Raw genomic sequence first — 26,068 nt, forward strand, 5'->3', positions numbered from 1 at the left:
ATCTTTTGCCGGCGGCTCGCGCCGCGCGTAACGTGTCGCCACGCTGTCGGACAGGGGAGAGAGAGCAATGTATTTCGATGCGCGGCTGTGGGCCATGATGGCGGGTTTGCGCTGGCGGGTCGCGGCGGCCATCGGGCTGGGCTTGCTCGCGATGGGCGTGGGCATCCTGCGCTTCGTGTTTCTCGGGCGCGTGCTCGCGCTGGTGTTCGCGGGCGCGCCGCTGCGCAGCCTGGCGCTCGCGGTCAGCGCGGCCGCGCTCTGCGTGCTGCTGCGCGCGTGGCTGGAACACTGCCGCGCGGCGCTCGCGCAGCGCACGGCCGGCCAGCTTCAGGCGCGGCTGCGTGAGCGGCTGTTCGACCAGATCGCGGCGCTCGGGCCGGCCTGGTTCGGCGCGGAACGCACGGGCGGCGTGATGCTTGCGGTCGTCGACGGCGTAGAGCAGTTGCAGACCTTCTTCGGCGCCTATCTGCCGCAACTCGCAATCGCGGCCTGCGCGCCGGTGATGATCTTCGCGGTGCTGGCGTGGTGGGACGTGCCGACGGCATCCGTGCTGCTGGTCGCAGCGCTCGTCACGCTTGCCTTGCCGCAACTCATTCACCGCGCCGACAAGCGGGCGGCGCTCGCGCGTGCCGGCGCCTTCAAGGCATTCGGCGAAGAGTTCCTCGATGCCGTGCAAGGCCTGCCGACGCTCAAGGCGTTCGGCCAGAGCGGCGCGTTCGGCGAGAAACTCGCGAACAAGGCCCGGGCGCTGTCCGACAGCACCTTCTGGGTGCTCGCGCTGGGGCTGCTGACGCGGCTGTTCACGGACCTGGGCATCGGCCTCGGCGCGGCGGCGGCCATCGGTCTCGGCGCCTGGCGCGTGCAACACGGCGCGATGAGCCTGGAAGCGCTGCTCATCGTGCTGATGGCGGGCAGCGAGATCTTCCGGCCGCTGCGCGATCTGCGCGGCGTGCTGCATCAGGGGATGATCGGTCAGTCGGCGGCGAATGCCATTCACGCCTTGCTCGATGCGCGTGGGGTGCAATCCCCTGTCGCCACTGCGCCGCGTATCGACGGTCTGAAGCCCGAGATCGCGTTCGACGGCGTGACGTTCTCTTATCCGGGGCGCCGCGTGGATGCCCACACGGGGCTGACGTTCACGATCGGCGAGGGCGAGAAAGTGGCGATCGTCGGCCCGAGCGGCGCGGGCAAGTCGACGGTCGTGCGCCTGCTGTTGCGGCAGCACGATGCGGCGCATGGTGCGATCCGCATCGGCGGTCACGACGTGCGCTCGCTCGACGCCGGGCAAGTGCGCTCGATGATCGCGGTCGTCGCACAGGATGCGACGCTGTTCGACGGCACCATCGCCGACAATCTCCGTCTCGGCCGTCCCGATGCCAGCGATGCCGACATGTTCGAGGCCGCGCGCGCCGCGAACGCCCACGACTTCATCTCCGCGTTGCCGGCGGGTTACGCGACCCGGATCGGCGAGCGTGGACTGATGCTGTCGGGCGGACAGCGCCAGCGTATCGCGATCGCCCGCGCGCTCCTGCGCGACGCGCCGATCCTCGTGCTCGACGAGGCGCTGTCATCGGTGGATGCGGAAAACGAAGCGCTGATCCAGCAGGCGCTCGACCGGCTCACGCGCGGACGCACGACCCTGATTCTCGCGCACCGGCTCTCCAGCGTGATCGGCGCGGACCGGATTCTCGTGCTCGACCATGGCCGCGTCGCCGAAGCGGGGACGCACGCCACGCTGATCCGGCAGGACGGGCCGTATCGCCGGCTGATGCAGCCGCAGATGGAAGCGGCGGGCGAAGCAGGGGTCGTGGCGGCCCCCGCGAAGACCGCCGCCCGTGCCGCATCCGGACTGCCGGTTCGCCCGCTCGACGAAGATGCCGCGAAGATCGGCTGGCCCGAAACCCTGCAAACCCTGCTGCGTTTCGTCGCGCCGTGGAAACCGAAGGTCGCGCTGACCGTGCTGTGCGGAGTCGGCCGGGTGTTGGCCTTCATCGGCGTGGGTATCGTGGGCGCGCTGGTGGTGGCGGAAGTGTCGGCCGGGCAGCCATTCCATGCGATGCTCGTCGCGCTCGCGATTCTCGCGCCGCTCGCCGCGGTCTTGCACTGGCTGGAATCGTGGTTCGCGCACGATATGGCGTACCGGCTGCTCGCTGAAATGCGCATCGCACTCTATGGGTGGCTCGAACGGCTCGCGCCCGCCGGGCTGCTGCGCCGCCGCTCCGGCGATCTGGTCGCGCTCGCGACGCAGGATGTGGAGACCATCGAGTATTTTTACGCGCACACGCTCGCGCCTGCGTTCGTCGCCGTGCTGGTGCCGCTCGGCGTCCTGGCGCTGCTTGCGGCCGTCGCGTGGCCGCTCGCCGTGATCCTGCTGCCGTTCCTGCTGTGGGCGGGACTGGCGCCGGTGCTGGCGCGGCGCGATATCGATTCGCTCGGCACCGAGGCTCGCGAAGCGCTCGGGCAGCTCGGCGCGCATCTGACGGAGACGATCCAGGGGCTCGCGGAACTGACTGCATTCGAGGCGCTCGGGCAACGCCGCGCGGCCTTCGGCGCTGACGTCGATACGTATCGGCATAAGCGCGCCCGACTGCTCGCCGATCTGTCCCTGCAGAGCGCCGCGCTGGAGGCCGCGAGCGGTCTCGGCGGGCTCGCGGTCGCGGCGCTCGGCGGCTGGCTGTGTCTGCGCGGCTGGTTTCCGCACGAAACCTTGCCGTTGCTGGTGCTCGTGGCGGTCGCCGCGTTCATGCCGGTCGGCGAGATCGGCCAGGTGGCCCGTCAACTCGCGGACACCATCGCGTCGACACGGCGCCTGCGCGCCATCGAGAAAGAGCCGGCGGCCGTGACCGACGGCCATCTCGACATGCCCGCCGACGCCACCGTGCGTTTCGACAACACGCGCTTCACGTATCCGGGCCGCGCGGCGCCCGCCATCGACGGCATGAGCTTCGACGTGGCGCCGGGCAGCACGATCGCGCTCGTTGGCGCGTCGGGCGCGGGCAAATCGACGGTGGCGAATCTGCTGTTGCGCTTCTGGGATCCGCAACAGGGCGCCATCACGCTGGGCGGGACGGACCTGCGCGCGCTCAGGCTCGATGCGTTGCGCCAGCATATTGCGCTGGTCGCGCAGGATACGTATCTGTTCAACGACACGCTCGAAGCCAATATTCGCCTGGCGGGCAACGATGCATCGGACGCGGATGTCTGGCGCGCGGTGCAGCGTGCGGCGCTGGGCGATTTCATCGAGCGCTTGCCGGAAGGACTGGCGACGCGCGTCGGCGAGCGCGGCGTGCAGTTGTCCGGCGGCCAGCGTCAGCGTATTGCGATTGCGCGTGCCTTCCTGAAAGATGCGCCGATCCTGATTCTCGATGAAGCGACATCGCACCTCGACACCATCAGCGAGCAGCAGATTCGCGCGGCGCTGGAGGAATTGATGGTGCAGCGCACGTCCATTGTCATCGCGCACCGGCTTTCGACCATCCGGAATGCGGACGCCATTCTGGTGATCGAGAACGGCCGCGTGATCGAAGCGGGAACGCACGATCAGTTGCTTGCGCGGCAAGGGGCGTATGCGCGGCTGATTGCGCATCAGGCAAGCGCGGTGGCGTTGTGAACGGGAGCCATACAGGACGCGCCTGGGGTTTGTGCAAGGCGATGACATGTGCCATGCAAACCGCATGGCGCATACCTCAACGCGCCCCAGAATCTTTGCTATAACTGAATACGCATCCGCTGCTCCCGGTCGAGCGTGCGGCGGGTGGTCCGCTCCCTGTTCAGCCGGAGCGTCGAACCTTTTCCTTCGAAGACGTGATCTGAACAATTCCGGCGAGAGCGCCCGAGCGGCCCCTTCAACTCATGTCAAAAGGCCTTGCGATGAATTTCGATCGAAGCGATACGGCGGTGGTCTTCATCGATCCGCAGAACGACGTTCTGAGTCCTTCTGGCAAGAACTGGGGCGCGGTAGGCGCAAGCGTCACAGAGAACAAGACCGTTGAGAACATGCTGAAGATCTTCGCAGCGGCAAAAGCTTCAGACTTCAATGTCTTCATCTCGCCGCATTACTTCTATCCGACCGATCGTGCGTGGAACTTCAATGGTCCGCTGGAAGCCGACGAGTTCGCCACCGGCACGTTCTCACGCGAAGGTGCGTTGAACCTGTCGGGTTTCCAGGGATCCGGCGCGGACTGGCTCGACGAATTCAAACCCTACATCGATGACGGGCGTACTGTCGTCGTGAGTCCCCACAAGGTCTTCGGGCCGCAAACCAACGACCTCGTATTGCAACTGCGCAAACGCAACATGCGCCGGGTGATCCTCGGCGGCATGCTCGCCAACATGTGTGTCGAGGCGCACTTGCGGGATCTGCTCGAACAGGGCTTCGAGGTGTGCGTCGTCGCCGACGCGACTGCGGGGCCGCGTCATCCCGTGTGGGGAGATGGCTACAAGGCCGCGATGATCAACTACGCGTTTCTCGCCCACGCGGTGGCGCCCACTGCCGAGGTCATCGCGGGAATGAGCTGATCTACTTCGAGTAAGTCGTGAAGACCTGGTCCGCGGCGGCCGGCAATTTCGCGTGGCAGGCAAAGCAGCTATTGATGATCTTCACGCCAGGATTGGCCTTGCCGTTCTCGAACTGCCCATAGCCCCATCCGCCCGTACTCGCGTAGCGCTTCGAGTCCTTGACCTCGACCTGGACGTTGGTGGGCGCGCCTGCAACAAACGACTGTTCACGGCCAAAGATGGCGTTGTTTCGATCGGATGAAACATACTCGTAGGCGAGCCGCACGATGATGGAGCCGTCCGGGAAGGGCAGCTTTCCTTCCCTGAGCGCTTTCATCGCAATGTCGTTGCCGAGGATGCCGCGAATATCGTTGTTGTTGCCGGCTTCATGCGCAACGCTGATGAATTGCCAGTCGCGATAGCCTGGAGGAAGCGCAACGCCGAACACCGGCGAGGTGCTTTCCTGGGCCGTGCCCGATAGCGGAAACGAAGCGGCGAGCGACGTCGATATCAACGTCAGGGCGATCAGGTGTCGAGTCATCTCAAGGGTTCTCCGCTGCGAAGGCGCACCGTTCGAGCCGGTTCGAAACTAGTCTTGCGATCCACCCTTGTCAAGGTCAGGCCGCGGTGCACCCGTGATTCGGTGCCCAGGCGCAAGTCAGGAATTTGACCGGTCGGTACGCCCGGTCGGCTATCATGCCTGTCCCCTCCGAAGTTGCCTCTTATGATTTCCGTCCGTAATGTCACGCTCCGCCGCGGCGTCAATGTCGTTCTCGACCGCGCATCCGTCACTTTTACTCCCGGCGAGAAGATTGGTCTGGTTGGCCGCAATGGCGCCGGCAAGTCGTCCTTCTTCGGTCTTCTCAACGGCACGCTGCACGAAGACGGCGGCGAGTTCTCCATTCCGGCTGCATGGAAGATGGGCCAGGTCGCGCAGGACATGCCGGAAACGGAGCAGAGCGCAACGGACTTCGTCATCGAAGGCGACACGCTGCTGCTCGCCGCGCAGGCCGAAGTCACCGCCGCCGAGGCCGACGACGACGGCATGCGCATGGCGCACGCCTACATGGCCTTGCACGACGCCGGTGCACACGATGCCCCCGCACGGGCCCAGGCGCTGATCCTGGGGCTGGGCTTCACGGCTGCGCAGCTCGAACAGCCGGTCAACAGTTTCTCGGGCGGCTGGCGCATGCGGCTGCAACTCGCGCGCGCACTGATGTGTCCGTCCGACCTGCTGCTGCTGGACGAGCCGACCAATCACCTGGATCTCGACGCGCTGGTCTGGCTGGAAGCATGGCTCAAGCGCTATCAGGGCACGCTGGTGGTCATCAGCCACGATCGGGAATTCCTCGACGCGGTGACTCAGGTGACCGTGCACGTCGACAATGCGAAGCTCGTGCGCTACGGCGGCAATTACAGCAAGTTCGAAGACATGCGCGCAGAGCAGCTCGAGTTGCAGCAGGCCGCGATGGCGAAGCAGGCGGAGAAGATCGCCCACCTGCAGAAGTTCATCGACCGTTTCAAGGCCAAGGCCTCGAAGGCAAAGCAGGCGCAGAGCCGGGTCAAGGCGCTCGAACGCATGGAGAAGATCGCCCCCGTCCTGGCCGACGCCGAGTTCACGTTCGAATTCAAGGAGCCGCTCAATGTTCCGAATCCTTTGCTGTCAATGTCGGAGGCGAGCTTCGGCTATCCGGCGCAGACCGGCACGGCGCCGACGGTCATCGTGCGAGGCATCAACCGCTCCGTGCTGGCCGGGCAACGCATCGGCATTCTTGGCGCCAACGGGCAGGGCAAGTCCACGCTGGTGAAGACGCTGGCGCACGAGCTGGCGCCGATTGCCGGCGAGATCAGCGAGGGCAAGGGCCTGAACATCGGCTACTTCGCGCAGCAGGAACTGGACGTCTTGCGCCCGCTCGACACGCCGATGGAACACATGATCCGTCTTGCCCGGGACACGCCGCCGCATCTGCGCGCGCCCGGCCAGAGCGGCACCGAGCAATCGCTGCGCACTTTCCTCGGCACCTTCAACTTCAGCGGCGACACCGTGCATCAGGCGGTCGGCACGATGAGCGGCGGCGAAAAGGCGCGCCTCGTGCTATGCATGATCGTGTGGCAGCGTCCCAACTTGCTGCTGCTCGACGAGCCGACCAATCACCTCGACCTCGCCACGCGCGAAGCATTGGGCATGGCGCTCAACGAGTTCGAAGGCACGGTGATGCTGGTCAGTCACGATCGATCGCTCTTGCGTGCCGTATGCGACGAGTTCTGGCTCGTCACCAAGGGCGGCGTCGAGCCCTTCGACGGGGATCTCGACGATTACCAGCAGTTCCTGCGCGAGGAAGCGCGGCGGATGCGCGAAGAGGCGGCCTGAACGTAACGCGACAGGCCTTGTTTCAGGCAGGAATGTCGCGCACCACTTCGATCAGATCGGCGCCGTTCATTTCATGGAAGAAGCCGTATAGCTGAACGTGCTTGGGCACGGCGGGGCTGTCGCGCAGCAGCTTCACATCGTGCTTGAGGGAATCCTCGAAGTTCATGATCGCGAGACTTTCGTGATCGAACATCGTTGAGATGTCGGCGTGATGACACGCGTGGAACTTGCCGATCAGCTGGTCGGGCCTGAAACCCGTCGCGCCGCAGAAGGAGTGATGCACCACGACGACCTTCTGGACATTGAAGAGATAGTCCATGGTCGCGACGGATTGCAATGCCGATGCAGCGCGCCCCGCGGCACAGTACACGGCGAACAGCGTGCGCGTGTGACCGACCCTGTTGCCCTGTTCGTCGAGAATATTCTGTCCGGGCCAGACCTCGTCGCCGAAGTGTTCGGCCACGATCTGCGGGACTTCGCTCGCACGCGGGTCGAAGCAGCAGATCACCATTGTTTTCATCGGGATGGCCTGATTGAAGCCCTTGAAATCGTCCTGATCGAACCAGGGCTGGGTCCTGAATTCGTATTCGCTATACCGGGCGGTCATGCTGCTGCTCCTGAACGGGAAGAGTGAGGGCTAGCTTTCGAAGGGTGCGTGATCGATCAGATCGCACACGTTGGGGCAGTCGAAGCCATGCACGTGACGCCGTGCGACGTCCGCGAGTCCCGTGCCGATCGCCATGTGAGGCTTCTTTCGGGCGACCTCGGCAAGCGCCTGCTGGAAGGCCAGCTTGAAGCCGTCGCGGGGATACAGTTGCAGCACGTCGTCCACGAAAGACGGCGTGATTTCGTCGAGGAACATGCCGAATACATCGACGTGAGCGCCGAGGTAAATCAATGCGATCTCCGGCCGCTTGCGTTCGGCAATGCCGCCGCTGGAGTGCATTGCGATGCCGTCCCAGACGAGATCCGCCTTCGCTTCCGGATAGCCGTTTGCGAGCAGGATCCGGCTTGCGGCGTCGGCGCCATCGACTTCGAAGCGTTGATCCGCGGCATGTTCTTCAGTCAGACCGAGGTCGTGATACAGCGATGCGAGATACACCACCTCGCGGTCATACTTCAAACCGCGTTTATGTCCGAGATATTCCGCGAACCACCAGGTGCGATGGACATGTGCCATCATCGCCCTTGAATGGACTCGCTCGACGAGCGCCCTGGCGTGGCGCGTATGTTCTGAATCCGGAGCGGTGAATGCGCCGATCGTGACGGGTTCTTCCATTGCATCCTCAATACAATACGTGCCCGCCATTCTGGCGTTTTCACGGTGGTCCTCTCAATTACCCGGCGGGTAATCAAGGCGCCCAGTCAACGCGGAGTGAGATCGAGATGGTCGAAGCGAATCCGGCATCCAGGAATACCCGATTGGGCACGGGCGAGTTGCTCAGATACTGGCGCGATGTTCGTCGATGCACGCAGCTGAACCTGTCGCTGATGAGCGGCGTGTCGCAGCGGCACATCAGCTTTATCGAAAGTGGCCGGAGTTCTCCAAGCCGGCACACGCTTCTGGATCTCGCCGAATCGCTCGATATTCCTTTGCGGGATCGCAACAGCCTGTTGCTCTCGGCGGGTTTTGCACCGATGTATCCGGAGGGCACTTGGGAAGACGAGGACATGATGGGCGTGACGACCGCGCTCAAGCGGATGCTGCATTACGCGGAACCGTATCCGGCTGTGGTCATGGACCGCTACTGGAACGTGCTCATGACCAACGATGCACTGCCGCGCCTGTTCAACTGCTTCACGAATGCTTCGGCTTGGGGCGAGCCGCATAACATTCTGCATGCCATATTCGATCCCGCGCGGCTTCGGCCGCATATCGCGGGATGGAACGATCTGGCGATCAGCCTCATTCAGCGCGTGTATCGCGAGGCAGTGGGGCGGCATGTGGACGAGCAGACACTCGCGTTGCTCGAGAGCTTGCTCGGCTATCCCGGTGTGCCTGCGGAATGGAAGAACCCACGAGGGCTCGAGTCGGTGATGACGTCGCCTGTTGTGCCGCTTGCGCTCACCAAAGACGGTCGGACGCTGCGATTCTTTTCTATGGTTACCACGGTTGGAACGCCGCAGACCGTCGCCGGGCAGGAGTTGAGGCTGGAGTGCATGCTGCCGGTCGATGCTGAAACCGAGCGCTTGCACCGGGCGCTGATGGAGCGGGAGTTGAGCGCTGGCGGCTCGCAAAACGAAACTATCGGATCGGGCAGGAAATGACATGGAGCTTCGGCATCTTCGCTATTTCATCGCGGTCGCGGAGCTGCGCAGCGTGCGGGCCGCATCCGAGCACCTGCATGTGACGCAACCGGCGATATCCCGGCAAATCCAGGATCTCGAAGACGCGATTGGCGCAACGCTGTTCGAGCGGACATCGCGTGGCCTCAAGCTGACGCCGGCAGGCGACGCGTATCTCTCCGAGGCGCGCGACATTCTCGCGCGCGTCGATACCGCCAATCGCCTCGCGCGCCGCATCGCGTCCGGCGTGCAAGGTCATCTGCGTATCGGCTTTGTCGAGAACGCTGCGTGGAGCGGCATCGTTTCGCGGGCGCTGAGCGAATTCGAACAGGCCGCCCCGGATGTCGCGCTCGAACTTACGCCGATGAACACGCCTGAACAGCTCGATGCGTTGGCGGCGGGACGCCTCGACGGCGGGTTTGCCTATCGCTTCGGCGCGCTGCCGGAAGGCATCGGGAGCGTGCATGTGCTCGACCAGAGCGTCGTGCTCGCAGTGCCGGAATCATGGCCGCAGGGCAGCGCGGGCGCCGTCGACACGCAGGAGCTCGCCGGCAAACCGTTCATCGCGTTTCCGCGCCGCGTCTATCCCGCCTATTACGACCGCCTGCTTTCCGCATGCGCCGAACGGGGACTGACGCTCGATATCCGCCAGGAGGCATCGACGGAAACGGCGATTCTTTCGCTGGTATCGGCGGGACTGGGCGCGGCCATCGTCAACGCCGCGAATCGCGACCGGCCGCCCGCGCGTGTGCGCTTCGTCGAATTGCGCGATCTCTCCGTGTCCTTGCCGCTCGAATTCTGTTTCATCGCGCAGGAAGGCAATCCCGCGCTGAGGCGGTTCGTCGAACTGCTGGGCTAGTGGCTCGACCGTTCGGCGAGTGATGCCTGGGAAGCATCACTCGCCGCAGAAAACGGCATTGGCCGGACGTTTTTTCATCGCCGATAGTAAAGACACCCCAGCTCTTTACCGATCGCGCCATGTCCACATCCGCCTCGCTCATCGCCACCGACGTCGACTTCGAACGAACGGGCTTCCAGACGGGAACGCTGCGTCTGCCTTACTCACACGACCGCTCGGCATACGGACACGTGCCCATTCCACTCGCCGTGCTCAACGCCGGCGCCGGCACGGGTCCGAGCATCCTGCTGACAGGCGGTAATCACGGCGACGAGTACGAAGGCCCCGTCGCACTGATGAAGCTGATGCAGCACATGCCGTCCATGTCGATACGTGGCCGCCTGATCGTGATTCCCGCGCTGAACTTTCCGGCCTTCATCAACGGCACACGCACGTCGCCGATCGATCGCGGCAACCTGAACCGGCTGTTCCCTGGCGCGCGCAACGGCTCGCCTACGGAAATGATCGCGCATTACGTGGCGACCGAACTGCTGTCGCGCGCGGATGTCGCGATAGACCTGCATGCCGGCGGCGCATCTTTCGAACACGCACCGACGCTGCTTGCGTCGCCGCCCGCCGATCCCGAACGGCGCGCGTTGTATATGGATCTGGTCCGTGAATTCGGCGCACCGCACACGATGATCATGGACCTGCTCGGCGAGGACCGCACCATGGCAGCGGCTGCAGAACGTCACGGCAAGCTGTTCCTGTGCGGGGAGTTCGGTGGACATGCCGGCTGCGATGCGGCGAACCTTGCGCTTGTGGAAAGCGGCTTGCAGCGCGTGTTGCAGCGGCTGGGCGTGATACCGGATGCCGCGGTCGCGGCGCCCCGCAACACGCGCTTTCTGCGAGTTGACGGGGCACGCCATTACGTGTTCGCGCCGCTTGCCGGTGTTTTCGAACCGGCGTTCAGGCTCGGCGATCAGGTGCGCGAAGGTCAACTCGCCGGACGCCTGTTCGATCCGCATCGCCCGTGGCAGGCCCCGCTCGATCTCGCGTTTCGTGGCGATGGCATCGTGATGTGCCTGCGGACTTTTGCACGCGTCGAACCCGGCGACTGCATCGCGCTGCTCGCTTCCGAAACGAATGCCGACTGAGCCAGGCTCATCAACCCCAGGAACCGTATATGAGCGATCACTCCATGTCGAGCCAGTCCGCTGCCGACGCCGCACGCATGACGCCCGCCGTCAGCGTGGGCCATCCCGTGTATATCGTGCTGCTGTTCTTCGTCTGCTTCGCGTTTTCGTATCTGGACCGCCAGGTCGTCAGCATTCTCGTGCAGCCCATCAAGCAGTCGCTTGCGCTGACCGATACGCAAATCGGCTTGCTGCAAGGGTTTTCGTTCACGATCTGTTATGCCACGGCAGGTGTGTTCGTCGCGCGCCTCGTCGATCGCGGCAACCGCGTCAAGCTCATTGCTGCATGCATCGCGATCTGGGCAATCTCGACGGCGGCGTGCGGCTTCGCGAGCAACTTCACGGAACTGCTCGTCGCGCGGGCGGGAACCGCAGTCGCAGAGGCCGCGTTGAGCCCCGCCGCGCTGTCCATCTTCAGTGATATCTTTGCACCCCGCCGTGTCGCGCGCGCAAGCAGCGTCTTCATGCTCGGGCCGTACGTCGGCGGCGGCGCTGCGTTGTTCGGCGGGGGCATGCTGTTGTCGGCAGCGGCGGATCATCGCAACGCATGGCTCAGTGCACACGGCCTGGCGCCGTGGCAAGCGGTGTTCGTTGCAGTCGGTCTGCCAGGTCTGTTGCTGGCCGCGCTTGTGGCGTTCACGGTCCGCGAACCGGCGAGACGCGAGGCGGGCCCGCACGGCGCGCATAGGCACGACGAGATGCCCTCGCTGCGCGACGTCCTTGTCGAACTGTTTGTGCGCAATCGCTTCTGCCTGCCGTACTTTGCGGCTTATGTTGCGCTGATCACGCTGTTCTATTCGCATGCCGCGTGGTTCCCGACCTTGCTGATGCGGCAGTTTCACCTCGCACCGAAAGTAGTCGGACAGATGGCGGCGCCCGCGTACATGATCGGCGGCATGCTCGGCGTCGGATGTGCGGGTCTGCTCGCGACCCGCGTCACCGACGACACCGCGTTGCGCAAGGTGCTCGGCTTCTCCGCATGCGCCGTTGCATTGCTGGCGCCTGCCGCCATTGCGATGCCGCTCGTCGCCAGCAGCGAGCTTGCACTCGTACTCTATGGCGTCAGCGCATTGACGGCCAGTATCGCGATGGGACTGGCGCCCGTGCCGCTGCAGATCGCCATGCCCAATCGCATGCGGGGCCGTTCGCTTGCCTTGCTTGTCTTCATGACCAATGCGATCAGCGGCGGTGTGGGGCCGCTGTCGGTTGGCTATCTCAACGAGCGTCTGGGAGCGACGGGCGCCAGCCTCGGCATGTCGCTGGCGATCGTCGGCGGCGCATCGGCGCTTGCGAGCGCCATGCTCTATGCGGTGGCAACTCGCAGAGTGACAGGCAGGCTTTCACATTGCCAACAGGAGGACGACAGGCCATGAAACCCGCTTCGCAAGTCCATCATGTCGGCGCGGCGACCATCACGCGTGTCGATGAAACCCGCTTCGCGCTCGCTCCGGACCTGCTGTTTCCCGCGTGGAATGCGGACCACGGACGAGCACTGGCCGAGCGCTTCTCCCCTGACACGCTCGACCTCGCCCATGCGCGCGTGCCGCTGAAGACCCATCTCTGGGTCGTCGAAATCGATGGCATGACGATCGTCGTCGATACGGGAATCGGCAATGGCAAGTCGCGGCCATTCAGCGCGCTGTTCGACATGCTCGACAACCCCGTGCTCGAACGACTCGAAGCAGCGGGCTTTTCGCGAGACAAGGTGGATTACGTGTTGCTCACGCATTTGCATGTGGATCACGTGGGCTGGAATACGCATTGGCAGGACGGCCGCTGGGCGCCGGTGTTTCTGCATGCGTCGTACGTCTTCGGCGAGCGAGAACGTGACTTTCTGCTCGGGCCCGAAGGCGAATCGCGCCGCAGGGTGTTCGAGGACAGCGTGCTTCCCGTCATCGAGTCCGGTCAGGCGCGTGTCGTACCGGACAAGGGCGATGCGATTCTCGACGGCATCCGCTTCCTGCCGACCTTCGGCCACAGTAGCGGGCATATGGCGATCGAGATCCGTTCGCGCGGCGAAACGGCGCTCTTCTCCGGCGATGTGATGCACAGTGCGGTGCAGGTGCATCGACCGGAATGGGATTCGATGTTCTGTCTCGACCGGCAGCAGGCGCGTGCCTCGCGCAGGCGTCTGCTGGAACATGCAGCGGAGACGGGCGCCACCGTATTCGCAGCACATTTCGCCGAGACATCAGCGGGAACCGTGACGCGAACCGCGCAAGGATTCGAGTGGCGTTATGCGTGAACGAATGTCATGTCCGGTCAGGCGGCATTGCCGCTGCGGCGATTGACGACAAGAAGTATTCCCACGCCGGACATCAGCGTGCCCAATCCCATCAGCCACGATAGCGGCTCGCCGAACATGACATGTGCCCAGATCAGCGTGACGGGCGGACTCAGGAACAGCACGCTCGTTACGCGCGCAGACGAGGACCGCCGCAGACATGCCCAATAAAGGCCGCAGCCGCCGAGGGTCGCGAGGATGGCCGTCCACGCGACGCTCGCGGCGAACCCGGCGGACAGGATCGGGGTGATCGGGCCTTGAGATGCCTGCAACGCGACAAAGATCGGGCACGATACGACGCTCTGCAACCAGAGCATGCCGAGCGGACTCAGGGTGCCGTCACGCGAGGAACGTTGCTGCCAGACGGTGCCCGCCGCGAGCGACAGCATTCCCGCGACCGGCAGAGCATAGACCCATGCAGGCGCTTGACCGAGCGAAAGAGCATCGCGACAGACGACCAGCGTCCCCGAGAGACCGAGTCCCAGGCCCGCCCAGACGATAGCGGGACTCCGCTCGCGAAACAGACAAGTGGAAATCAGCACCACTCCCACCGGCAGCAGATCCGCGATGAGCGCAGCAAGACCGGCGGGCACGCCAAGCTCAACGCCGCCCGCGACGCCTGCAAGATAGCCCGCCATCGCCAATACGCCGATACAGGCCTGGCGGACCAGCACGGGCCGCGCGGTGCGCCGCATCTCTCGCGCCACGAACGGAAGCAGGGCGATGGAGAGCGCGACGAAGCGCCATAACGTGACCAGATAGACCGGCGCGTAATCCGCCGAAAACCGCATGCCGATAAAGCCCGAACTCCATGTGAGCACCATCGCCGCTTCGAGCAACGGAAGCGGCACGGAGTTTCGTTGCGATGCGCGTTCGTTCGTACAGGTGGTCTCCATGCGCCCACATTAGCGCGCCGCTGTCGTTTCGAAAATTAAAATATACTGATCCGGTCGTTCAAGAACGTTAAATCACCCGGGACCTTGCGATGACCACGGTGCTAGACATCGAACTGCTGCGGACTTTTCATGCGGTTGCGCGGCTGGGCCGCTTCCGGGCCGCGGCTGAGCACGTCAACCGGAGCCCGGCGGCGGTGAGCCTGCACATCCAGCGCCTCGAAGCGGCGACGGGCGGCAGGCTGCTGGAGCGGGACAACCAGTCGGTCACGCTGACCGTGCTGGGCAAGCGGCTGCTGTCGAGCACGAGCGAGTTGCTGGCGGCTCACGACCGGATCGTCGACGAGATCAAGGGAAAGCGGCTGGCGGGTCGCGTCGTGCTCGGCATCCCCGACGAATATGCGGCTCATGTGATTCACGACATCCTGCCGGACTTCGCGACCCGCTGGCCTGACGTGGTGCTCGAAGTCATGGCCGCGCCGAGCTACAAGCTTCGCGATCAACTCGCGCGCGGCAAGCTCGACGTGGCGATCTTCGTTCAACCCGCGCACCGAAGCAGATCCGCGCACGTACTGACCCTCACGACGCCCGTCTGGGTCGGCAGTCCGACCTTTGCTCTCGACGATACCCGTCCAGTCCCATTGGCGCTCTATGCCGAGCCTTGTCCCTACCGGTTGGCGATGACAGAGGCACTGGAAGCCGCGGGGCGCAAGTGGCGTGTGGTGCTCGCAAGCGGATCGACGCACGTCATCAAGGCATGCGTGGAATCCGGGCTCGCGGTGACCTTGCTCGACCGTGCACGCGTCACGGCGGACATGCGCGTGCTGGACGGCCTTCCACCTGTAGGCGACCACGAAGTCGTGTTGATGCGCAATGACACCGGACGCGCGACCGAGGCGATCGACCTGCTCATGTCGGCGCTACGGCAGCAGTTCCGGCTTTAGAGCGGGGCAGTGCGGCGCATGATGCGCGTCGGGCACCATGCGCTTGACTACGCTTCATTCACTCGCCGGCTCGTGCAGGCACCCTCGACAGAAGCGGCCCGAGTCCTTCGGCGATCGTCAGGTGAGAGATCACGGCATCACGAAGCTTGGGGTAGGGAAGCGCTGCGATCATCGCTGTCTGTATCGTCGCCATGACTTCGCCCGCTTCGGAGCCGATCATGGTGAAGCCCAGTATGCGATCGTCGCTCGCGCTGACGATGACCTTCATGAAGCCTTGAGTCTCGTCGGTAGCTTCGGTCCTGAGCACGTTGTTCATCGGCAGTGTCGCGACCCGCACCTGAACGCCTTGTCGTTGCGCGTCGCCTTCGTTGATGCCGACGCGTGCGAGCGGTGGATCGGTGAACAGCGTGTACGGAATCAGGCGATCCGCCGTGCTTCGATCGCCGCCGGCGAGGTTGTCGCGCACGATCCTGAAGTCATCGACCGACACATGCGTGAATTGCGGACTACCCGCGACCTCGCCAATAGCCCACACATCGGGCGCCGACGTCTCCAGCCGTTCGTTCACGCGAATGTATCCGCGCTCGTCGAGCTGTATGCCTGCGTGTTCCAGCCCGATGTCCGCCGTGTTGGGAACGCGACCCGTGGCAACCAGAATGTCGCTCCCGTCCAGTTCGCGCTGGCCAGAAGGCGTCTGCACCGTCACCCGGACCTGTGTGCCGGATCGCCCAGTGACGCCGAGGGTCCGGGCTTCCAGCACCACGTCGATGCCTTCCGCACGCAGGATGCGCAGCATCTCCGCGCCGACGTCCGCATCTTCGCGCGCCATCAGTCGCGCACCGTGCTCGACGATGGTCACGCGACTGCCGAAGCGTCGATATGCCTGCGCCATCTCCACGCCGATATAGCCGCCGCCCAGCACGATCAGGTGTGCGGGCGCGCGGTCGAGATCGAGCGCGCCGATATGCGTCAGCGGCTCGGCCGCGCGCAGTCCCGCTATGTCGGGAATGGCCGCGTGAGTCCCGACGTTCACGACGACCTGCTTGCCGCTGAGCGTGCGCGTGCCGCCATCGTTCAACTGCACCTGAATCGTCTTCGGTGCGACGAACCGGCCAACACCCATGATCAACTCGGCGCCGCTTTCGGCGTACGCCTGGACGTGGAACGCGGCTTCGCGTTCCACCATCTTCTGCTTGCGATCGCGGACCTTCGTCATGTCGATGTCGACCGGGCCCGTGATCGCGCCGAAGTCGGCGGCATGGCGCGCGAGGTGAGCCACGCGCGCGCTCCAGACTTCGTTCTTGCTCGGCAAACAAGCGACCGCCGGACATGATCCGCCTACCCATTGACGCTCGACCACCGCCACGCGCTGACCGGATCGGCCCAGATGCCAGGCCAGCAGCTTGCCGCCTTGACCGCTACCCAGGATCAACGTATCGAACTGTTCGATTTGAGACATGATGTTCTCCAAGCCTGCGATGGATGAGTGCGGGACAGACGGCTCGAGCCCGGGCCGCCTGTGCGCACGTTGGATGAGCGTGTCAACCGACTCGCGGAAAATCGACGTCGGTATCGTTGATGCGGTTGAAGGTGTTGGTGAAGATCGTCATGGCGATCGCCAGCGAGATCTCGGCAAGTTGCGTATCGCTGTAACCTGCTGCGCGAATGGCGGAAAGTTCGGCTTCGGGGATCGTGCCGCGTGTCGTCTGCAGATTCAGCACGAAGCGGATGAGGGCGTCGCGGCGTGCGTCGCCGGTTGGCTGACCTGCGCGAATCTTCTTGAGCGCTTCGGGCGCAAGGCCGGTCATCTTGCCGAGCATCACATGCGCGGCCACGCAGTAGTCGCAGCCTGTCTGCTCGCTCACCAGCAACTTGATGGTTTCCAGGTCCTGCTTGCTCAGGCTGCCCGATGCCAGCGCACCCTCGGCGTCGAGTGCAGCGTTCAAGGTTTCCGGCGCAAGATGGCCGAGTGCCGCAAACAGATTCGGCACGCCGCCGCCAGCGATCTTGCGAACCCGTTCGTACACGTCAGCGGTGGCGCCGGTGGCGTTACCGATTGCAGGAATGGCGATGCGACTCATGATTGGAACCTCGTCAGTGGTGATCAGGAGCCTCCATCGTAGTTTTGGCTGGCGAGCTTGTTGAGTCGTTAAATTCGCAATAAGATGCTCAAAAGTTTCACTCGAGGTGGTGATGGCACTTTCTCAAGACTGGCTGAGCCGCTTGCTCGGCATGATGACCGTGCGCGGCCAACTCGAATTGCGCTGCTCGTATGGCGCGCCCTGGGAAGTGATTTACGGGGAGTCGGATCCGGGAGAGATGCCGTATCACATCGTGCTCAGCGGGTCGGCCGTGCTGGAGACGCCGGGTCGCGGCACACCGCAGCAACTGACGGCCGGCGACATCGTGATGCTGGCCCACGGCTCCGCTCATGCGCTGCGCGACGGCAGTGGTGCGCGGCCGAAGCGTGCACGCGAGCGGGCCGCCATGAATCTGACCATCAGCGAGAACAAGGGAAGCGGACCCCGGCTGGACATGCTTTGCGGGCGGATCATTCTCGCGCCGCCGCACGACAGGCTGATCAGTGCCTATCTGCCCGCGCGCCTCGTCACGCGTACGTCGCCCGTCAACAATAGCGTTGGCGACGGCACGCATGGCGCACAGGAGCAGTTGAACGGTCTGGTGGCGCTCATGCGAGCAGAGGCCAGCGCGGACAATCTGGGTGGGTTTGCGATGATGAACGCGCTGTCGGCGGCGTTGTTCGCATTGACCTTGCGCGTGGCGAGCGAGTCGGGCGAGGCGCCTGTCGGTCTGCTCGCGGTCGCGGGGAATCCGCGTCTCTCTCCCGCGCTCGCCGCGATTGCCGGCGACCCGGCTCGGCCATGGACGCTGCCTGAATTGGCGAGCCTTTGCAGCATGTCGCGTGCGACCTTGATCCGGCACTTCCAGGACAAGCTGGGCCGTTCGCCGAATGACCTGCTGACGGACATCCGCATGGCGCTGGCGGCCAACGAACTGAAGAGGCCCGGCGTTTCGACTGAGGCCGTGGCCGAAGCAGTCGGCTATCAGTCGGTCGCCGCGTTCCGCCGTGCGTTCAGCCAGCGCCTCGGCATGACGCCGGCGGACTGGCGGCGTGCGCAGCAAGAGAAGCAACGCGCGGCGCCCCCGTCAGCGGAGGCGCAATAGACTGACACGCTCTCACGCTACGGTCTGCATCGCGAGTTCTTCAGGCTTGATGCTGGCGACAGGATGGAGGATGGAACTGTCGAATGACCGCGGCTCGCCGTGGCGTTCGAGCAGTTTCGGCAAGTCGGGATTCGCCAGTGCGCCGCGTCCGACCGTCACCAGATCCGCTCCTGACATCAGTGCGTTTTCGATGCGCTCCGCCGTGTGCAAGCCGCCGTTCGCAATGATCGTCACGGCAGGCGCGTAGCGTCGTGCCAGTGTGACAAGGCTCTCATGCGTGCCTTCGAATGCCGGCTGCCAGGCCTCGAACTCGGTGACGTGAATGAAGTTGACGCCTGCATCGGCAAGGGTGCTGAAGATCGCTTCGGCATCCGCCTCGCCGCCTGACCACTTCGCATGGAAGTCGTTGACCTTGCCTTGCGAGATCCGGATACCCACGGGGACAGCCTCTCCGATGTCGCGCTTGACGGCCGTTGCGACATCGACGAGCAATTGCACCCGAGCCTTCGTGTCGCCACCCCAGCGGTCGGGGCGATGATTCGTACCTTCCGTGAGGAACTGATCGAGAAGATAGCCGTTGGCGCCATGAATCTCCACGCCCGCGAAGCCCGCGATATTCACGGCACGTCGGGCCGCACTGACGAAGCCCTGGATGGCCTCGTCGATCTCGGTATCGGTCATTGCATGCGGCTCGGCATAACGCCCCTGACCGAAGTAGAACTGCATCTGTTCGCCTGTCGGGCGAATGGCCGACGGCCCCACCGTGTGATCCCGATAGATGTTGCCTTGACTCAACGCGCCCGCATGCATGAGCTGGGCAAAGACAGGGGTGCCGTGCTTCCGCATGTCGTGCGTGAACGCCGACCACGCTTTTGCCTGTTCGTCGTCGGCCAGGCCCGGCTGGAACCGGTATCCTTGCGAGAACGCCTGATCGGTGTAGATGCCCTCGGTTGTGACGAGGCCGAAGCCCCCCATCGCGAAGCGCTTGTAGTAGTCGAACATGGTCTGCGTCGGATGTCCGGATTCGGTGGCCGTGATGCGCGTCATTGGAGCCACGGCGATGCGGTTACGTACCGCGATGCCGTTGCCGCTATACGGGGAATGGATGGCAGAGGTCGAGTGGTTCATGTCGCTGCTCGTTCGGTGGGGAAGGTGACTGCATGGTAGGCGTCGCCCGTCGCAGGAAACAGAGCTCGAAGCGTGAAGCCGCCGTAACACTTCCGGATATAAACGATGTTCCTTCCTGACATACGAACCTTTCTCGCCGTTGTTTCGGCGGGAAGCCTCTCTGCGGCGGCCCGTCAGCTGAATGTGGCGCCCATGCAGGTGTCGCGCCGGATTGCCGTGCTCGAGGACGATCTGGGCGTGCGTCTGTTTCATCGGACGACTCGCTCACTGACCTTGACAGCCGAGGGTGAGGCGTTTGCCCCCTATGCACAGGCAATGGTGGATGCCGAAGCGGGAGCGCGAGCCGACCTGAGTCCGCTGCCGGGCAAGGCGTCCGGCGTGTTGCGCATCACGGCGCCGAGCGGATTCGGGCAATCCGTCGTGTTGCCGATGCTTCCGGGCCTGCTGGAAGCGAATCCGGAGCTTCGTGTCGATCTCGATCTGTCCGATCGCCAGCTGGACATCGTAGGGCAGGGGCTTGATCTTGCATTGCGGATTGCGCCGTTGGAGGATTCGGAACTGGTGGCCAGGTTGGTGGTTCCCAATCCACGAATGATCTGTGCGTCGCCTGGGTATATCCGGAGGCATGGGCAGCCTGCGAATTCGGCGGAATTGGAGCAGCACCGCTGCATTCGACTCGATTCGGTGGGAATGTGGCCGCTCATCGTCGATGGGGTGCGGATTCGCAAGCGCATTGATGGGCCTGTGGCGACGACCAGCGTGGAAGCGGCGCGGACTGCAGCCGTGCAAGGGCTCGGGCTGGTGATGTTGAGCTATTGGGACGTCTTCAGGCAGCTCAATGATCATTCGCTCGTTGAGGTGCGGCTGAAGGACGCTGCGATGGAGGAACTGTCGGTGTGGGCCGTCATTCCCAGCCGGCGGTATGTGCCGAATCGGGTGAATGTTTTTCTTGCTGCCCTGCAAGGGGAGGTTTCGAAGCTGGCTGCGCAGGGCGGGTGAGGGGGCACAGGTTTCTTTCAGCCTGCGCTTTCCGTGACTTTCGACGGCGGGGCGCGACGCCCGATACGGCTTCAGGCCGGGACCGACTATCGTGTTGAGGCGAGACACCACGCGTCTCGAACATCCTAAAGCTGCGCCGTCAGCTGAAAACCGAACGTGACGTGCGCCGTGACAAGCGACGCCGGCTTATGGATCGGCGTGGCGGCGAACAGGTCATAACTCAAACCGCCGGCGTTGAACGGTACGCCGCCGCGGATCCCGATCACGGCGCCGACCAACTGCGTGCCGGCCAGAAACGCCGTATTCGGCCCGAAAACCCGCCCATAGTCGACGCCGGTGTAAAGAGACTGGCGGGTCTGTCCGAGCGGCGCCTGCACCTCATTGCGCCAGTAGAAACCACGTTCGGCCGCGAGCATCTGCGCGCCGTCGAAGCCGCGCACCGTGTAGCGGCTGCCGATCGCGAGGTCGTCGACGTAGAACAGCCGATCAGCCGAGTACTGGCCGCGGAAGCTCGTCACGTAGCGCACGGGTTGCCCCGCCAGAACGAACGGCATGGAGAGGTTGAGATCGAGCACAGCCATCCGGTAGCGATAGGTCGGGCCGCCTGGCTGGCTCGTCGAGGCCGCCGGAATCTGCGGAATTGGCGCCGGGTCGGGCGTCGCACCGAGGCCGCCCACGCCTTGCCGGTAGCCGAGCGAGGCGTCAAGCTGCGCGCCGCCGAAGTAGTGCCGGTCCGTCAGTCCGGCCTCGATGAAAGTGTTATTGCGGCGCTGGATCTCGATCTCGGTGTCGTTGATGAAGCTCGCGCCGAACCGCTTCGAGAGCTGCACATAGGCCCCGAGCACGTCGCTCTGAGAACGCCGCAGTACGCGCGCGATTCTGATCCCTGCCGTCTGCGAGTTGCCGCTCGACACGAAGGTTTGCGCGACGCCCGCGATCTGCTGGTAGTACGTGCTCGAATAGCCGAACAGCGACGCCGTCCAGTAGCCCCACGGCACTGCATACGAGCCGGTGAAGCCGTGCGAGCCGAGTCCCTTGTCGTCGAAGTAAAGGTCTTGCGACGCGCCGACGGTCAGGACGTCGTTCAGCCCGAGCGGGTTGTCCAGGCCGAGGCTGACATTCCCTTGAAGTTTGCCCGTTGCGCGGCTGCCGGAATTGTCGATCGAGGCGACGAGCGTCCACGGCTTCGAGCGCTTGAGCGAAATCAGAATGTCGCTCTCGCCGGGCCGGTCGGTCGGCTCGATTTTCATGTCGGCGTCCTGACTCGCGGGCCGCTTCATCTGCTCGATGCCTTGCTCAAGCGCACGCACGTCGAGCAGGTCGCCCGGCCGTGCGGGATACGCAGAGCGCCACGAGGCCCACGTGACGGGTTCAACAAAACGAATCTCGCGAATCACGCCGGGCATGAGCGCGAACAACAACGTACCGCTTGCGATGTCCTGCTCGGGCACGAGCACCCGCGTTGTCACGTAGCCACGGCTTAGTATCGCCTGCTGCAGACCCTTCGTGAGCACCGCGATACCATCGTGCCCGATGCATTGTCCGCGGTAGTGCTCGGCCCACTCACGCGCGAATGCGAAGGGATCGAACGGCAACGCCGATGCACCTTGCGCGCGCGCGTTGTCTGATAGCGTATCCGGGACCATCAACGCGAAAGTGTCGATGCGATAGCACTGCGCTTCGTGCGGCAAGTCGGGATAGGCCGTGACCGCCGGCACCGTCGAGCGCACGACCGGCGCGCGCATGGCCGCGTCACGTTGCTGCGCTTCGCGTTGCTGTTGTACCTGCTGGTTTTGCTCGGCGTTGGCGCGTACGGCCGCCGCTTCGTCCGCGATCGCCGGAGCTTGCTGTGCATGACTGGCGAATGACACAAGGGCGGTGAGGGGAAGGGCCGTCAGGCGGTTGATTACCTTCATGTGGCTTGTTCGGACTGGTAAACCGGGCGCGCGGCGAGGCAAAGAGTTCGGGGTCGCGCTTTCCGTGGGATGCGCGAGAACTACTTTAACGAAGCGGCGTTGAGCACGTAACAAGCAATGTCTGAAAGTGCTGATCGAACAGGCGCAACCATCGGCTTTTTGCGGCACGCGGTGTCAATGCCTGAACCAAGGTCCAAAGCGGCTGGGATTGTCACTGATCATTCCAGCTGCTCGTAGACGGGGCTGCAATGCTCTAACCCAGTAGACCACGAGCAATAGGCACAGCGGACAGAAAAGAACTAGCATTGCAGGTCCTTCGTCTAGCTTGAACGCTAGCCGACATTGTCCGGTCGCCAGCATCGCGAAGAAGATGCTGGCGCCAACGGCTGATCCCCAGACCACGCTCGTAGTTTGCAGGGTCGCATAGAGACGTCTCCAGTTCATTTGAACCAAGGACCAAATTTTTCAGGGTCATCGCTCAGCATGCCAGCCTTGCGAAGGTGAGCTGGCAAGTACCGAACAAAGACTGTTAGCAGAAGCAGGAAGCGCGACATACCAATGCAAAACACAGAGACGTTCTCGCTCAGTCCGATGAGCATGTTACCCGCCAGATTGCCGGCGAGTTCCGAGCCCGTCGCATCTTGAATGCTCTCCGCGAGATGCTGCGTATGGTTCGCGATGTAACACGGCATGCCGGCGCCCGCCGCACTGGCCGCTGCGCCGCCGACGCCCGAGCCTACGATCAAACCGCCGCCGCCCACGTGCAGAGCTGTGCGATTGTTAAACCTGCCTTGGATCATCATTACGCCCGCTTGAGCGAGCCACAAACAACGAACCCGGAAAAGCCCGGTTCGTTTTTCCATTAACTGCTGATTCCCATCATTGTCCCGGCGACTTTCAACACATCTGGGTAGGCGATGTGCTGCTTATCAGGAATGCAGGTAAGGAGTTCATAAGCCACACCGTACTCTCCGAATTCAATGTATTCCGCAACGTCATTGCGGTCTTGATCGGCGAACTTGCCCTCAACTTGTGTGAGCGATTCACGCATCAATCGCTCAATCTCGGCGTAGCATTCTAGTTTCATCGTCATTTCGGATTTCTGCGAACATTTGTTGGAAACGCTGTAACGATTCCACCACCTTTGCTGGCGGGCTCGATCACAACACGAACGTGCCGATGCCACTACCGCCAAGGCCACTAATCAGACCACTACCAATCACGTGGAGCGCCACCCGATTGCTCCCACCTTTCATCCCACGAATCGACGGGATCGAGAAATGTCTGCATGGCGTCAAGGTCGCCGCGCGCCTTCGTCGCCTTTGCGTCCTTGAGCGCACTTTCGCGCGTCATATCGGCATACGCGCCGATACTCCGCGCCATCACTTGACCCGCTGCCTGCGCGGCGTGCATCGTGTCGGCCGGTTGGTTCAGTATCTCGTTCACGTCGGGCGTGCTCGTCACGATGCCGTTTGTGTTCGTCGTGTCGCGACTCAAGCTCGCGATGTCCTGCGCCTGCTGAGCGCCATCGGTGAGCGTGATCTTGCCTGGGCTGATCGCGCTGCGTGTCGTCGCTCTCATGCTGGCTGATCATCGGCATCAGCCCGCCCGATCCCGGCACTGAAGCAGTGCCGACAGCCTTGTCGGAACTCGGACCCGGCGACAGATCCACCGATCCGCCGATGCTGTTCGCCGAGTAACGCGAGTGGTTGCCGACGTCAGCGAACGTCAGCGTACCGGTCGACAGGTTGTTCTTCGCTGCGTTATCCGCCCCAGCGATGACCGCGCCTGTGAGCGCCGGCAACACGTCGTTTGCGCTGATGTTCGAGCCGGCGATGTTCAGATTGCCGCTGCCGGGCGTGCCGTCGCCCGTTGCCACGAATGCAGTCGCGCCGCCCGCGTTCATAGATGAGCCGCGGTGGATCGTCTGCGCCTCGCTCGAATCGCTGCGGCTGTTGCTCGACTCGACGCTTAATTGAACGGCAATGCTCGGGTTCTGCATCAGCGCGCCGGCGACGGCCATCGTCGCATTCCCCGCGGCCGCGATCGCGTGCAGGGTCGCCGCGCGCTAATTACCCGTGCTCGTGGAATGGCTGATAGTTTTGCCTTCCGAGTACGCGTTGTTGATCGCATGCGCCACCGATCGAAGTTAACTTTTTGTCTCTTGCCTATGCCATTAACGCTTCAACTCTATTTCGATCGCATGCGTTAAAGACCGCCTGTACAGAATGTTCCTCTCCTGGCTGCCAATTTAGAATTGCATCGTGCAGAACTTCAAGATAAATCCTCATCTCAGACGACTCAAGTTCAGGCAACCGTTCATGCACGATGATGACTCGCTCCTGACTAATCCAATGGAAGTCTCTCAAACAATCGAAGAGCGCATTCCAGTTAAACCCGAAATAACTTGGTAACGACAGCGACTGATAAAGCACGTCGAACAGTTCCTTCGGGGTCCGCAAACATTCGTCAATCCGACCTACGAGAGCGTTTTCGTCATTAAAATGATTAGCATTGTCCACAAAGACAAAGGCTTCCTTGATCGTCATAGCTTTCTTACCTCCTTATTGGCACACATGTCTGATAGTGGTCCAGGGTGTAGTACATCTCTCCGTTCTTGCCTACCACAAGACGCTGAAGCCCTGGCCCATTCGCGCCCGAAGTAGGAACTACATACTCCGTGTAGTATCCGGAGGACTGTGCCGATAAAAGATGCGCTCCGTCAACTGGCCGATTATTGAAGGTGCTACCGTCATTTCGCGATGATGGGGGTCCCCCATTCTAGGTATCTGATTAACGGCGTAGAGACGTCTCCAGTTCATCTGAACCAAGGTCCGAAGCTTTCAGGGTCGTCGCTTAGCATCCCAGCCCTGCGGAGATGGCTTGGCAAAGTTTTTTCAAGCCAAATGAAGAGCACAAGAAATAACGGCACCCCTATCGACAGAAGCGCAAGATTCTCATTCATATCGAAGGCCAGACGACATAGACCCGCGACGAGGAAGGACCAACAGCCAGCACCAATCGTTGAAGCAAGCGAGACCATTGTCAAAATTTGAACCGTCGCGTAAAGACGCCTCCAGTTCATTTGAACCAAGGACCAAATTTCTCCGGGTCATCGCTCAGCATGCCAGCCTTTCTTAGGCGCGGCGGCAGCCTTCTCACCCAATAGAAGATTAGCCCCAGGCAGCTAGGACTGAACACAAAGAGCATTGCCGCCTTTTCCTCAAGACCGAATGCAAAGCGACATGCTCCGGTAATTAGCATAGCGAGCATTATTCCGCATCCAATGGCCGTTCCCCAGACTACGCACGCAGTCTGCAGGGTCGCATAGAGACGTCTCCAGTTCACTTAAACCAAGGACCAAATTTCTTAGGGTCATCGCTCAGCATGCCAGCCTTTCGTAATGGCTTCGGAAGATGCTTCGCAAAAACAAAAAAACATCAGAAACAACGGCACGCCAATTACCAACATTGATTCATTTTCACCGAGCTTAAAAGCTAATCGGCATAGCCCTGCAATAAGAAATGACC

Annotated in this window: 24 protein-coding genes and 1 pseudogene; 12 read left to right on the top strand and 13 right to left on the bottom strand. The window is 63.0% G+C overall.

The genetic code is table 11. The features are described from left to right. Nucleotides 1-67: 67 nt before the first annotated feature. Both QCE69_RS34690 and QCE69_RS34695 read left to right on the top strand, forming a co-directional pair. The gene (locus tag QCE69_RS34690; protein WP_309921789.1) at nucleotides 68-3,610 is read left to right on the top strand and encodes an ABC transporter ATP-binding protein; all 3,543 of its coding nucleotides are present in this window, start codon (nucleotides 68-70) and stop codon (nucleotides 3,608-3,610) included. 260 nt (nucleotides 3,611-3,870) lie between these two features. After that, on the top strand, nucleotides 3,871-4,518 hold the full coding sequence (locus QCE69_RS34695; protein WP_309921792.1) for an isochorismatase family protein: 648 nt from the start codon (nucleotides 3,871-3,873) through the stop codon (nucleotides 4,516-4,518). Between the two features lies 1 nt (nucleotide 4,519). Here the strand turns inward: QCE69_RS34695 and QCE69_RS34700 are convergent, their stop codons facing one another. Beyond that, on the bottom strand, nucleotides 4,520-5,038 hold the full coding sequence (locus QCE69_RS34700) for a cytochrome P460 family protein (RefSeq protein ID WP_309935479.1): 519 nt from the start codon (nucleotides 5,036-5,038) through the stop codon (nucleotides 4,520-4,522). A gap of 183 nt (nucleotides 5,039-5,221) precedes the next feature. On the opposite strand from QCE69_RS34700, the gene QCE69_RS34705 reads away from it, so the two are divergent. Next, on the top strand, nucleotides 5,222-6,868 hold the full coding sequence (locus tag QCE69_RS34705) for an ATP-binding cassette domain-containing protein (protein WP_309813179.1): 1,647 nt from the start codon (nucleotides 5,222-5,224) through the stop codon (nucleotides 6,866-6,868). 22 nt (nucleotides 6,869-6,890) lie between these two features. Here QCE69_RS34705 and QCE69_RS34710 read toward each other — a convergent pair whose 3' ends face one another. Continuing rightward, a complete protein-coding gene (locus QCE69_RS34710) occupies nucleotides 6,891-7,475 on the bottom strand; it encodes a carbonic anhydrase (protein ID WP_309935480.1) in 585 nt (194 codons plus the stop codon). Between the two features lie 30 nt (nucleotides 7,476-7,505). Continuing rightward, nucleotides 7,506-8,147: an HD domain-containing protein gene (locus QCE69_RS34715; protein ID WP_309935481.1), complete on the bottom strand. Its 642-nt coding sequence runs from the start codon at nucleotides 8,145-8,147 to the stop codon at nucleotides 7,506-7,508. Nucleotides 8,148-8,254: 107 nt separating this feature from the next. On the opposite strand from QCE69_RS34715, the gene QCE69_RS34720 reads away from it, so the two are divergent. The 5 genes from QCE69_RS34720 (at nucleotide 8,255) to QCE69_RS34740 (ending at nucleotide 13,433) form a co-directional block, all read left to right on the top strand. Beyond that, nucleotides 8,255-9,136: a helix-turn-helix transcriptional regulator gene (locus QCE69_RS34720; RefSeq protein ID WP_309935482.1), complete on the top strand. Its 882-nt coding sequence runs from the start codon at nucleotides 8,255-8,257 to the stop codon at nucleotides 9,134-9,136. 1 nt (nucleotide 9,137) lies between these two features. Continuing rightward, nucleotides 9,138-10,013: a LysR family transcriptional regulator gene (locus QCE69_RS34725; RefSeq protein WP_309935483.1), complete on the top strand. Its 876-nt coding sequence runs from the start codon at nucleotides 9,138-9,140 to the stop codon at nucleotides 10,011-10,013. 119 nt (nucleotides 10,014-10,132) lie between these two features. Then, nucleotides 10,133-11,149 carry a succinylglutamate desuccinylase/aspartoacylase family protein gene (locus QCE69_RS34730; RefSeq protein WP_309935484.1) on the top strand — a complete coding sequence of 339 codons (1,017 nt, stop codon included), beginning with the start codon at nucleotides 10,133-10,135 and terminating at the stop codon, nucleotides 11,147-11,149. A gap of 29 nt (nucleotides 11,150-11,178) precedes the next feature. Continuing rightward, nucleotides 11,179-12,561: an MFS transporter gene (locus QCE69_RS34735; RefSeq protein ID WP_309921811.1), complete on the top strand. Its 1,383-nt coding sequence runs from the start codon at nucleotides 11,179-11,181 to the stop codon at nucleotides 12,559-12,561. After that, nucleotides 12,558-13,433: an MBL fold metallo-hydrolase gene (locus tag QCE69_RS34740; protein WP_309921814.1), complete on the top strand. Its 876-nt coding sequence runs from the start codon at nucleotides 12,558-12,560 to the stop codon at nucleotides 13,431-13,433. The genes QCE69_RS34735 and QCE69_RS34740 overlap by 4 nt, the downstream gene beginning before the upstream one ends. 17 nt (nucleotides 13,434-13,450) lie before the next feature. Here QCE69_RS34740 and QCE69_RS34745 read toward each other — a convergent pair whose 3' ends face one another. After that, on the bottom strand, nucleotides 13,451-14,323 hold the full coding sequence (locus tag QCE69_RS34745; protein WP_309935485.1) for a DMT family transporter: 873 nt from the start codon (nucleotides 14,321-14,323) through the stop codon (nucleotides 13,451-13,453). A gap of 134 nt (nucleotides 14,324-14,457) precedes the next feature. Here QCE69_RS34745 and QCE69_RS34750 point away from each other — a divergent pair, with 134 nt between their 5' ends. Further along, nucleotides 14,458-15,309, top strand: coding sequence for a LysR family transcriptional regulator (locus QCE69_RS34750; RefSeq protein WP_309935486.1), 852 nt, complete (start codon nucleotides 14,458-14,460; stop codon nucleotides 15,307-15,309). A gap of 58 nt (nucleotides 15,310-15,367) precedes the next feature. On the opposite strand, the gene QCE69_RS34755 is transcribed toward QCE69_RS34750, so the two are convergent. Together QCE69_RS34755 and QCE69_RS34760 are read right to left on the bottom strand one after the other, a co-directional pair. Next, nucleotides 15,368-16,768 (bottom strand): FAD-dependent oxidoreductase, encoded by a 1,401-nt coding sequence (locus tag QCE69_RS34755; protein WP_309935487.1) that lies wholly within the window; start codon nucleotides 16,766-16,768, stop codon nucleotides 15,368-15,370. Nucleotides 16,769-16,850: 82 nt separating this feature from the next. Next, a complete protein-coding gene (locus tag QCE69_RS34760; protein ID WP_309921825.1) occupies nucleotides 16,851-17,390 on the bottom strand; it encodes a carboxymuconolactone decarboxylase family protein in 540 nt (179 codons plus the stop codon). 112 nt (nucleotides 17,391-17,502) lie between these two features. Here QCE69_RS34760 and QCE69_RS34765 point away from each other — a divergent pair, with 112 nt between their 5' ends. Then, complete coding sequence (locus QCE69_RS34765) at nucleotides 17,503-18,495, top strand: AraC family transcriptional regulator (RefSeq protein ID WP_309935488.1); 993 nt, start codon at nucleotides 17,503-17,505, stop codon at nucleotides 18,493-18,495. 12 nt (nucleotides 18,496-18,507) lie between these two features. Here QCE69_RS34765 and QCE69_RS34770 read toward each other — a convergent pair whose 3' ends face one another. Further along, nucleotides 18,508-19,623 carry an NADH:flavin oxidoreductase gene (locus QCE69_RS34770; RefSeq protein ID WP_309935489.1) on the bottom strand — a complete coding sequence of 372 codons (1,116 nt, stop codon included), beginning with the start codon at nucleotides 19,621-19,623 and terminating at the stop codon, nucleotides 18,508-18,510. A 105-nt stretch (nucleotides 19,624-19,728) separates the two neighbouring features. Here QCE69_RS34770 and QCE69_RS34775 point away from each other — a divergent pair, with 105 nt between their 5' ends. Next, on the top strand, nucleotides 19,729-20,622 hold the full coding sequence (locus QCE69_RS34775) for a LysR family transcriptional regulator (protein WP_309935490.1): 894 nt from the start codon (nucleotides 19,729-19,731) through the stop codon (nucleotides 20,620-20,622). Nucleotides 20,623-20,747: 125 nt separating this feature from the next. Here QCE69_RS34775 and QCE69_RS34780 read toward each other — a convergent pair whose 3' ends face one another. The 4 genes from QCE69_RS34780 to QCE69_RS34795 all read right to left on the bottom strand — a co-directional run bounded on the left by QCE69_RS34780 (nucleotide 20,748) and on the right by QCE69_RS34795 (nucleotide 24,119). Continuing rightward, on the bottom strand, nucleotides 20,748-22,538 hold the full coding sequence (locus QCE69_RS34780) for a ShlB/FhaC/HecB family hemolysin secretion/activation protein (protein WP_309935491.1): 1,791 nt from the start codon (nucleotides 22,536-22,538) through the stop codon (nucleotides 20,748-20,750). 440 nt (nucleotides 22,539-22,978) lie between these two features. Beyond that, nucleotides 22,979-23,401, bottom strand: a complete 423-nt coding sequence (locus QCE69_RS34785; protein ID WP_309935492.1) for a hypothetical protein — start codon at nucleotides 23,399-23,401, stop codon at nucleotides 22,979-22,981. Next, nucleotides 23,401-23,631, bottom strand: coding sequence for a hypothetical protein (locus QCE69_RS34790; RefSeq protein WP_309935493.1), 231 nt, complete (start codon nucleotides 23,629-23,631; stop codon nucleotides 23,401-23,403). Before QCE69_RS34790 ends, QCE69_RS34785 begins: the two co-directional genes overlap by 1 nt. Before the next feature lie 119 nt (nucleotides 23,632-23,750). Beyond that, a complete protein-coding gene (locus QCE69_RS34795) occupies nucleotides 23,751-24,119 on the bottom strand; it encodes a hypothetical protein (protein WP_309935494.1) in 369 nt (122 codons plus the stop codon). A 197-nt stretch (nucleotides 24,120-24,316) separates the two neighbouring features. On the opposite strand from QCE69_RS34795, the gene QCE69_RS34800 reads away from it, so the two are divergent. Then, complete coding sequence (locus QCE69_RS34800; RefSeq protein WP_309935495.1) at nucleotides 24,317-24,517, top strand: hypothetical protein; 201 nt, start codon at nucleotides 24,317-24,319, stop codon at nucleotides 24,515-24,517. 189 nt (nucleotides 24,518-24,706) lie between these two features. Here QCE69_RS34800 and QCE69_RS34805 read toward each other — a convergent pair whose 3' ends face one another. Next, entirely contained in the window at nucleotides 24,707-25,087 is a 381-nt protein-coding gene (locus QCE69_RS34805) for a barstar family protein (protein ID WP_309935496.1), read from the bottom strand. 7 nt (nucleotides 25,088-25,094) lie between these two features. Beyond that, nucleotides 25,095-25,277, bottom strand: a pseudogene (locus QCE69_RS39630) (ribonuclease domain-containing protein); the annotation flags it as partial. Nucleotides 25,278-26,068 lie beyond the last annotated feature (791 nt).

The organism is Caballeronia sp. LZ032 (assembly GCF_031451315.1).
Classification (GTDB): domain Bacteria; phylum Pseudomonadota; class Gammaproteobacteria; order Burkholderiales; family Burkholderiaceae; genus Caballeronia.

Bases quoted from the DNA above. Each gene is read 5' to 3' on its own strand.
- QCE69_RS34690 (WP_309921789.1), top strand. From the start codon at position 68: ATGTATTTCGATGCGCGGCTGTGGGCCATGATGGCGGGTTTGCGCTGG.
- QCE69_RS34695 (WP_309921792.1), top strand. From the start codon at position 3,871: ATGAATTTCGATCGAAGCGATACGGCGGTGGTCTTCATCGATCCGCAG.
- QCE69_RS34700 (WP_309935479.1), bottom strand. From the start codon at position 5,038: ATGACTCGACACCTGATCGCCCTGACGTTGATATCGACGTCGCTCGCC.
- QCE69_RS34705 (WP_309813179.1), top strand. From the start codon at position 5,222: ATGATTTCCGTCCGTAATGTCACGCTCCGCCGCGGCGTCAATGTCGTT.
- QCE69_RS34710 (WP_309935480.1), bottom strand. From the start codon at position 7,475: ATGACCGCCCGGTATAGCGAATACGAATTCAGGACCCAGCCCTGGTTC.
- QCE69_RS34715 (WP_309935481.1), bottom strand. From the start codon at position 8,147: ATGGAAGAACCCGTCACGATCGGCGCATTCACCGCTCCGGATTCAGAA.
- QCE69_RS34720 (WP_309935482.1), top strand. From the start codon at position 8,255: ATGGTCGAAGCGAATCCGGCATCCAGGAATACCCGATTGGGCACGGGC.
- QCE69_RS34725 (WP_309935483.1), top strand. From the start codon at position 9,138: ATGGAGCTTCGGCATCTTCGCTATTTCATCGCGGTCGCGGAGCTGCGC.
- QCE69_RS34730 (WP_309935484.1), top strand. From the start codon at position 10,133: ATGTCCACATCCGCCTCGCTCATCGCCACCGACGTCGACTTCGAACGA.
- QCE69_RS34735 (WP_309921811.1), top strand. From the start codon at position 11,179: ATGAGCGATCACTCCATGTCGAGCCAGTCCGCTGCCGACGCCGCACGC.
- QCE69_RS34740 (WP_309921814.1), top strand. From the start codon at position 12,558: ATGAAACCCGCTTCGCAAGTCCATCATGTCGGCGCGGCGACCATCACG.
- QCE69_RS34750 (WP_309935486.1), top strand. From the start codon at position 14,458: ATGACCACGGTGCTAGACATCGAACTGCTGCGGACTTTTCATGCGGTT.
- QCE69_RS34755 (WP_309935487.1), bottom strand. From the start codon at position 16,768: ATGTCTCAAATCGAACAGTTCGATACGTTGATCCTGGGTAGCGGTCAA.
- QCE69_RS34760 (WP_309921825.1), bottom strand. From the start codon at position 17,390: ATGAGTCGCATCGCCATTCCTGCAATCGGTAACGCCACCGGCGCCACC.
- QCE69_RS34765 (WP_309935488.1), top strand. From the start codon at position 17,503: ATGGCACTTTCTCAAGACTGGCTGAGCCGCTTGCTCGGCATGATGACC.
- QCE69_RS34770 (WP_309935489.1), bottom strand. From the start codon at position 19,623: ATGAACCACTCGACCTCTGCCATCCATTCCCCGTATAGCGGCAACGGC.
- QCE69_RS34775 (WP_309935490.1), top strand. From the start codon at position 19,729: ATGTTCCTTCCTGACATACGAACCTTTCTCGCCGTTGTTTCGGCGGGA.
- QCE69_RS34780 (WP_309935491.1), bottom strand. From the start codon at position 22,538: ATGAAGGTAATCAACCGCCTGACGGCCCTTCCCCTCACCGCCCTTGTG.
- QCE69_RS34785 (WP_309935492.1), bottom strand. From the start codon at position 23,401: ATGGAAAAACGAACCGGGCTTTTCCGGGTTCGTTGTTTGTGGCTCGCT.
- QCE69_RS34790 (WP_309935493.1), bottom strand. From the start codon at position 23,631: ATGACGATGAAACTAGAATGCTACGCCGAGATTGAGCGATTGATGCGT.
- QCE69_RS34795 (WP_309935494.1), bottom strand. From the start codon at position 24,119: ATGAGAGCGACGACACGCAGCGCGATCAGCCCAGGCAAGATCACGCTC.
- QCE69_RS34800 (WP_309935495.1), top strand. From the start codon at position 24,317: ATGACCGCGCCTGTGAGCGCCGGCAACACGTCGTTTGCGCTGATGTTC.
- QCE69_RS34805 (WP_309935496.1), bottom strand. From the start codon at position 25,087: ATGACGATCAAGGAAGCCTTTGTCTTTGTGGACAATGCTAATCATTTT.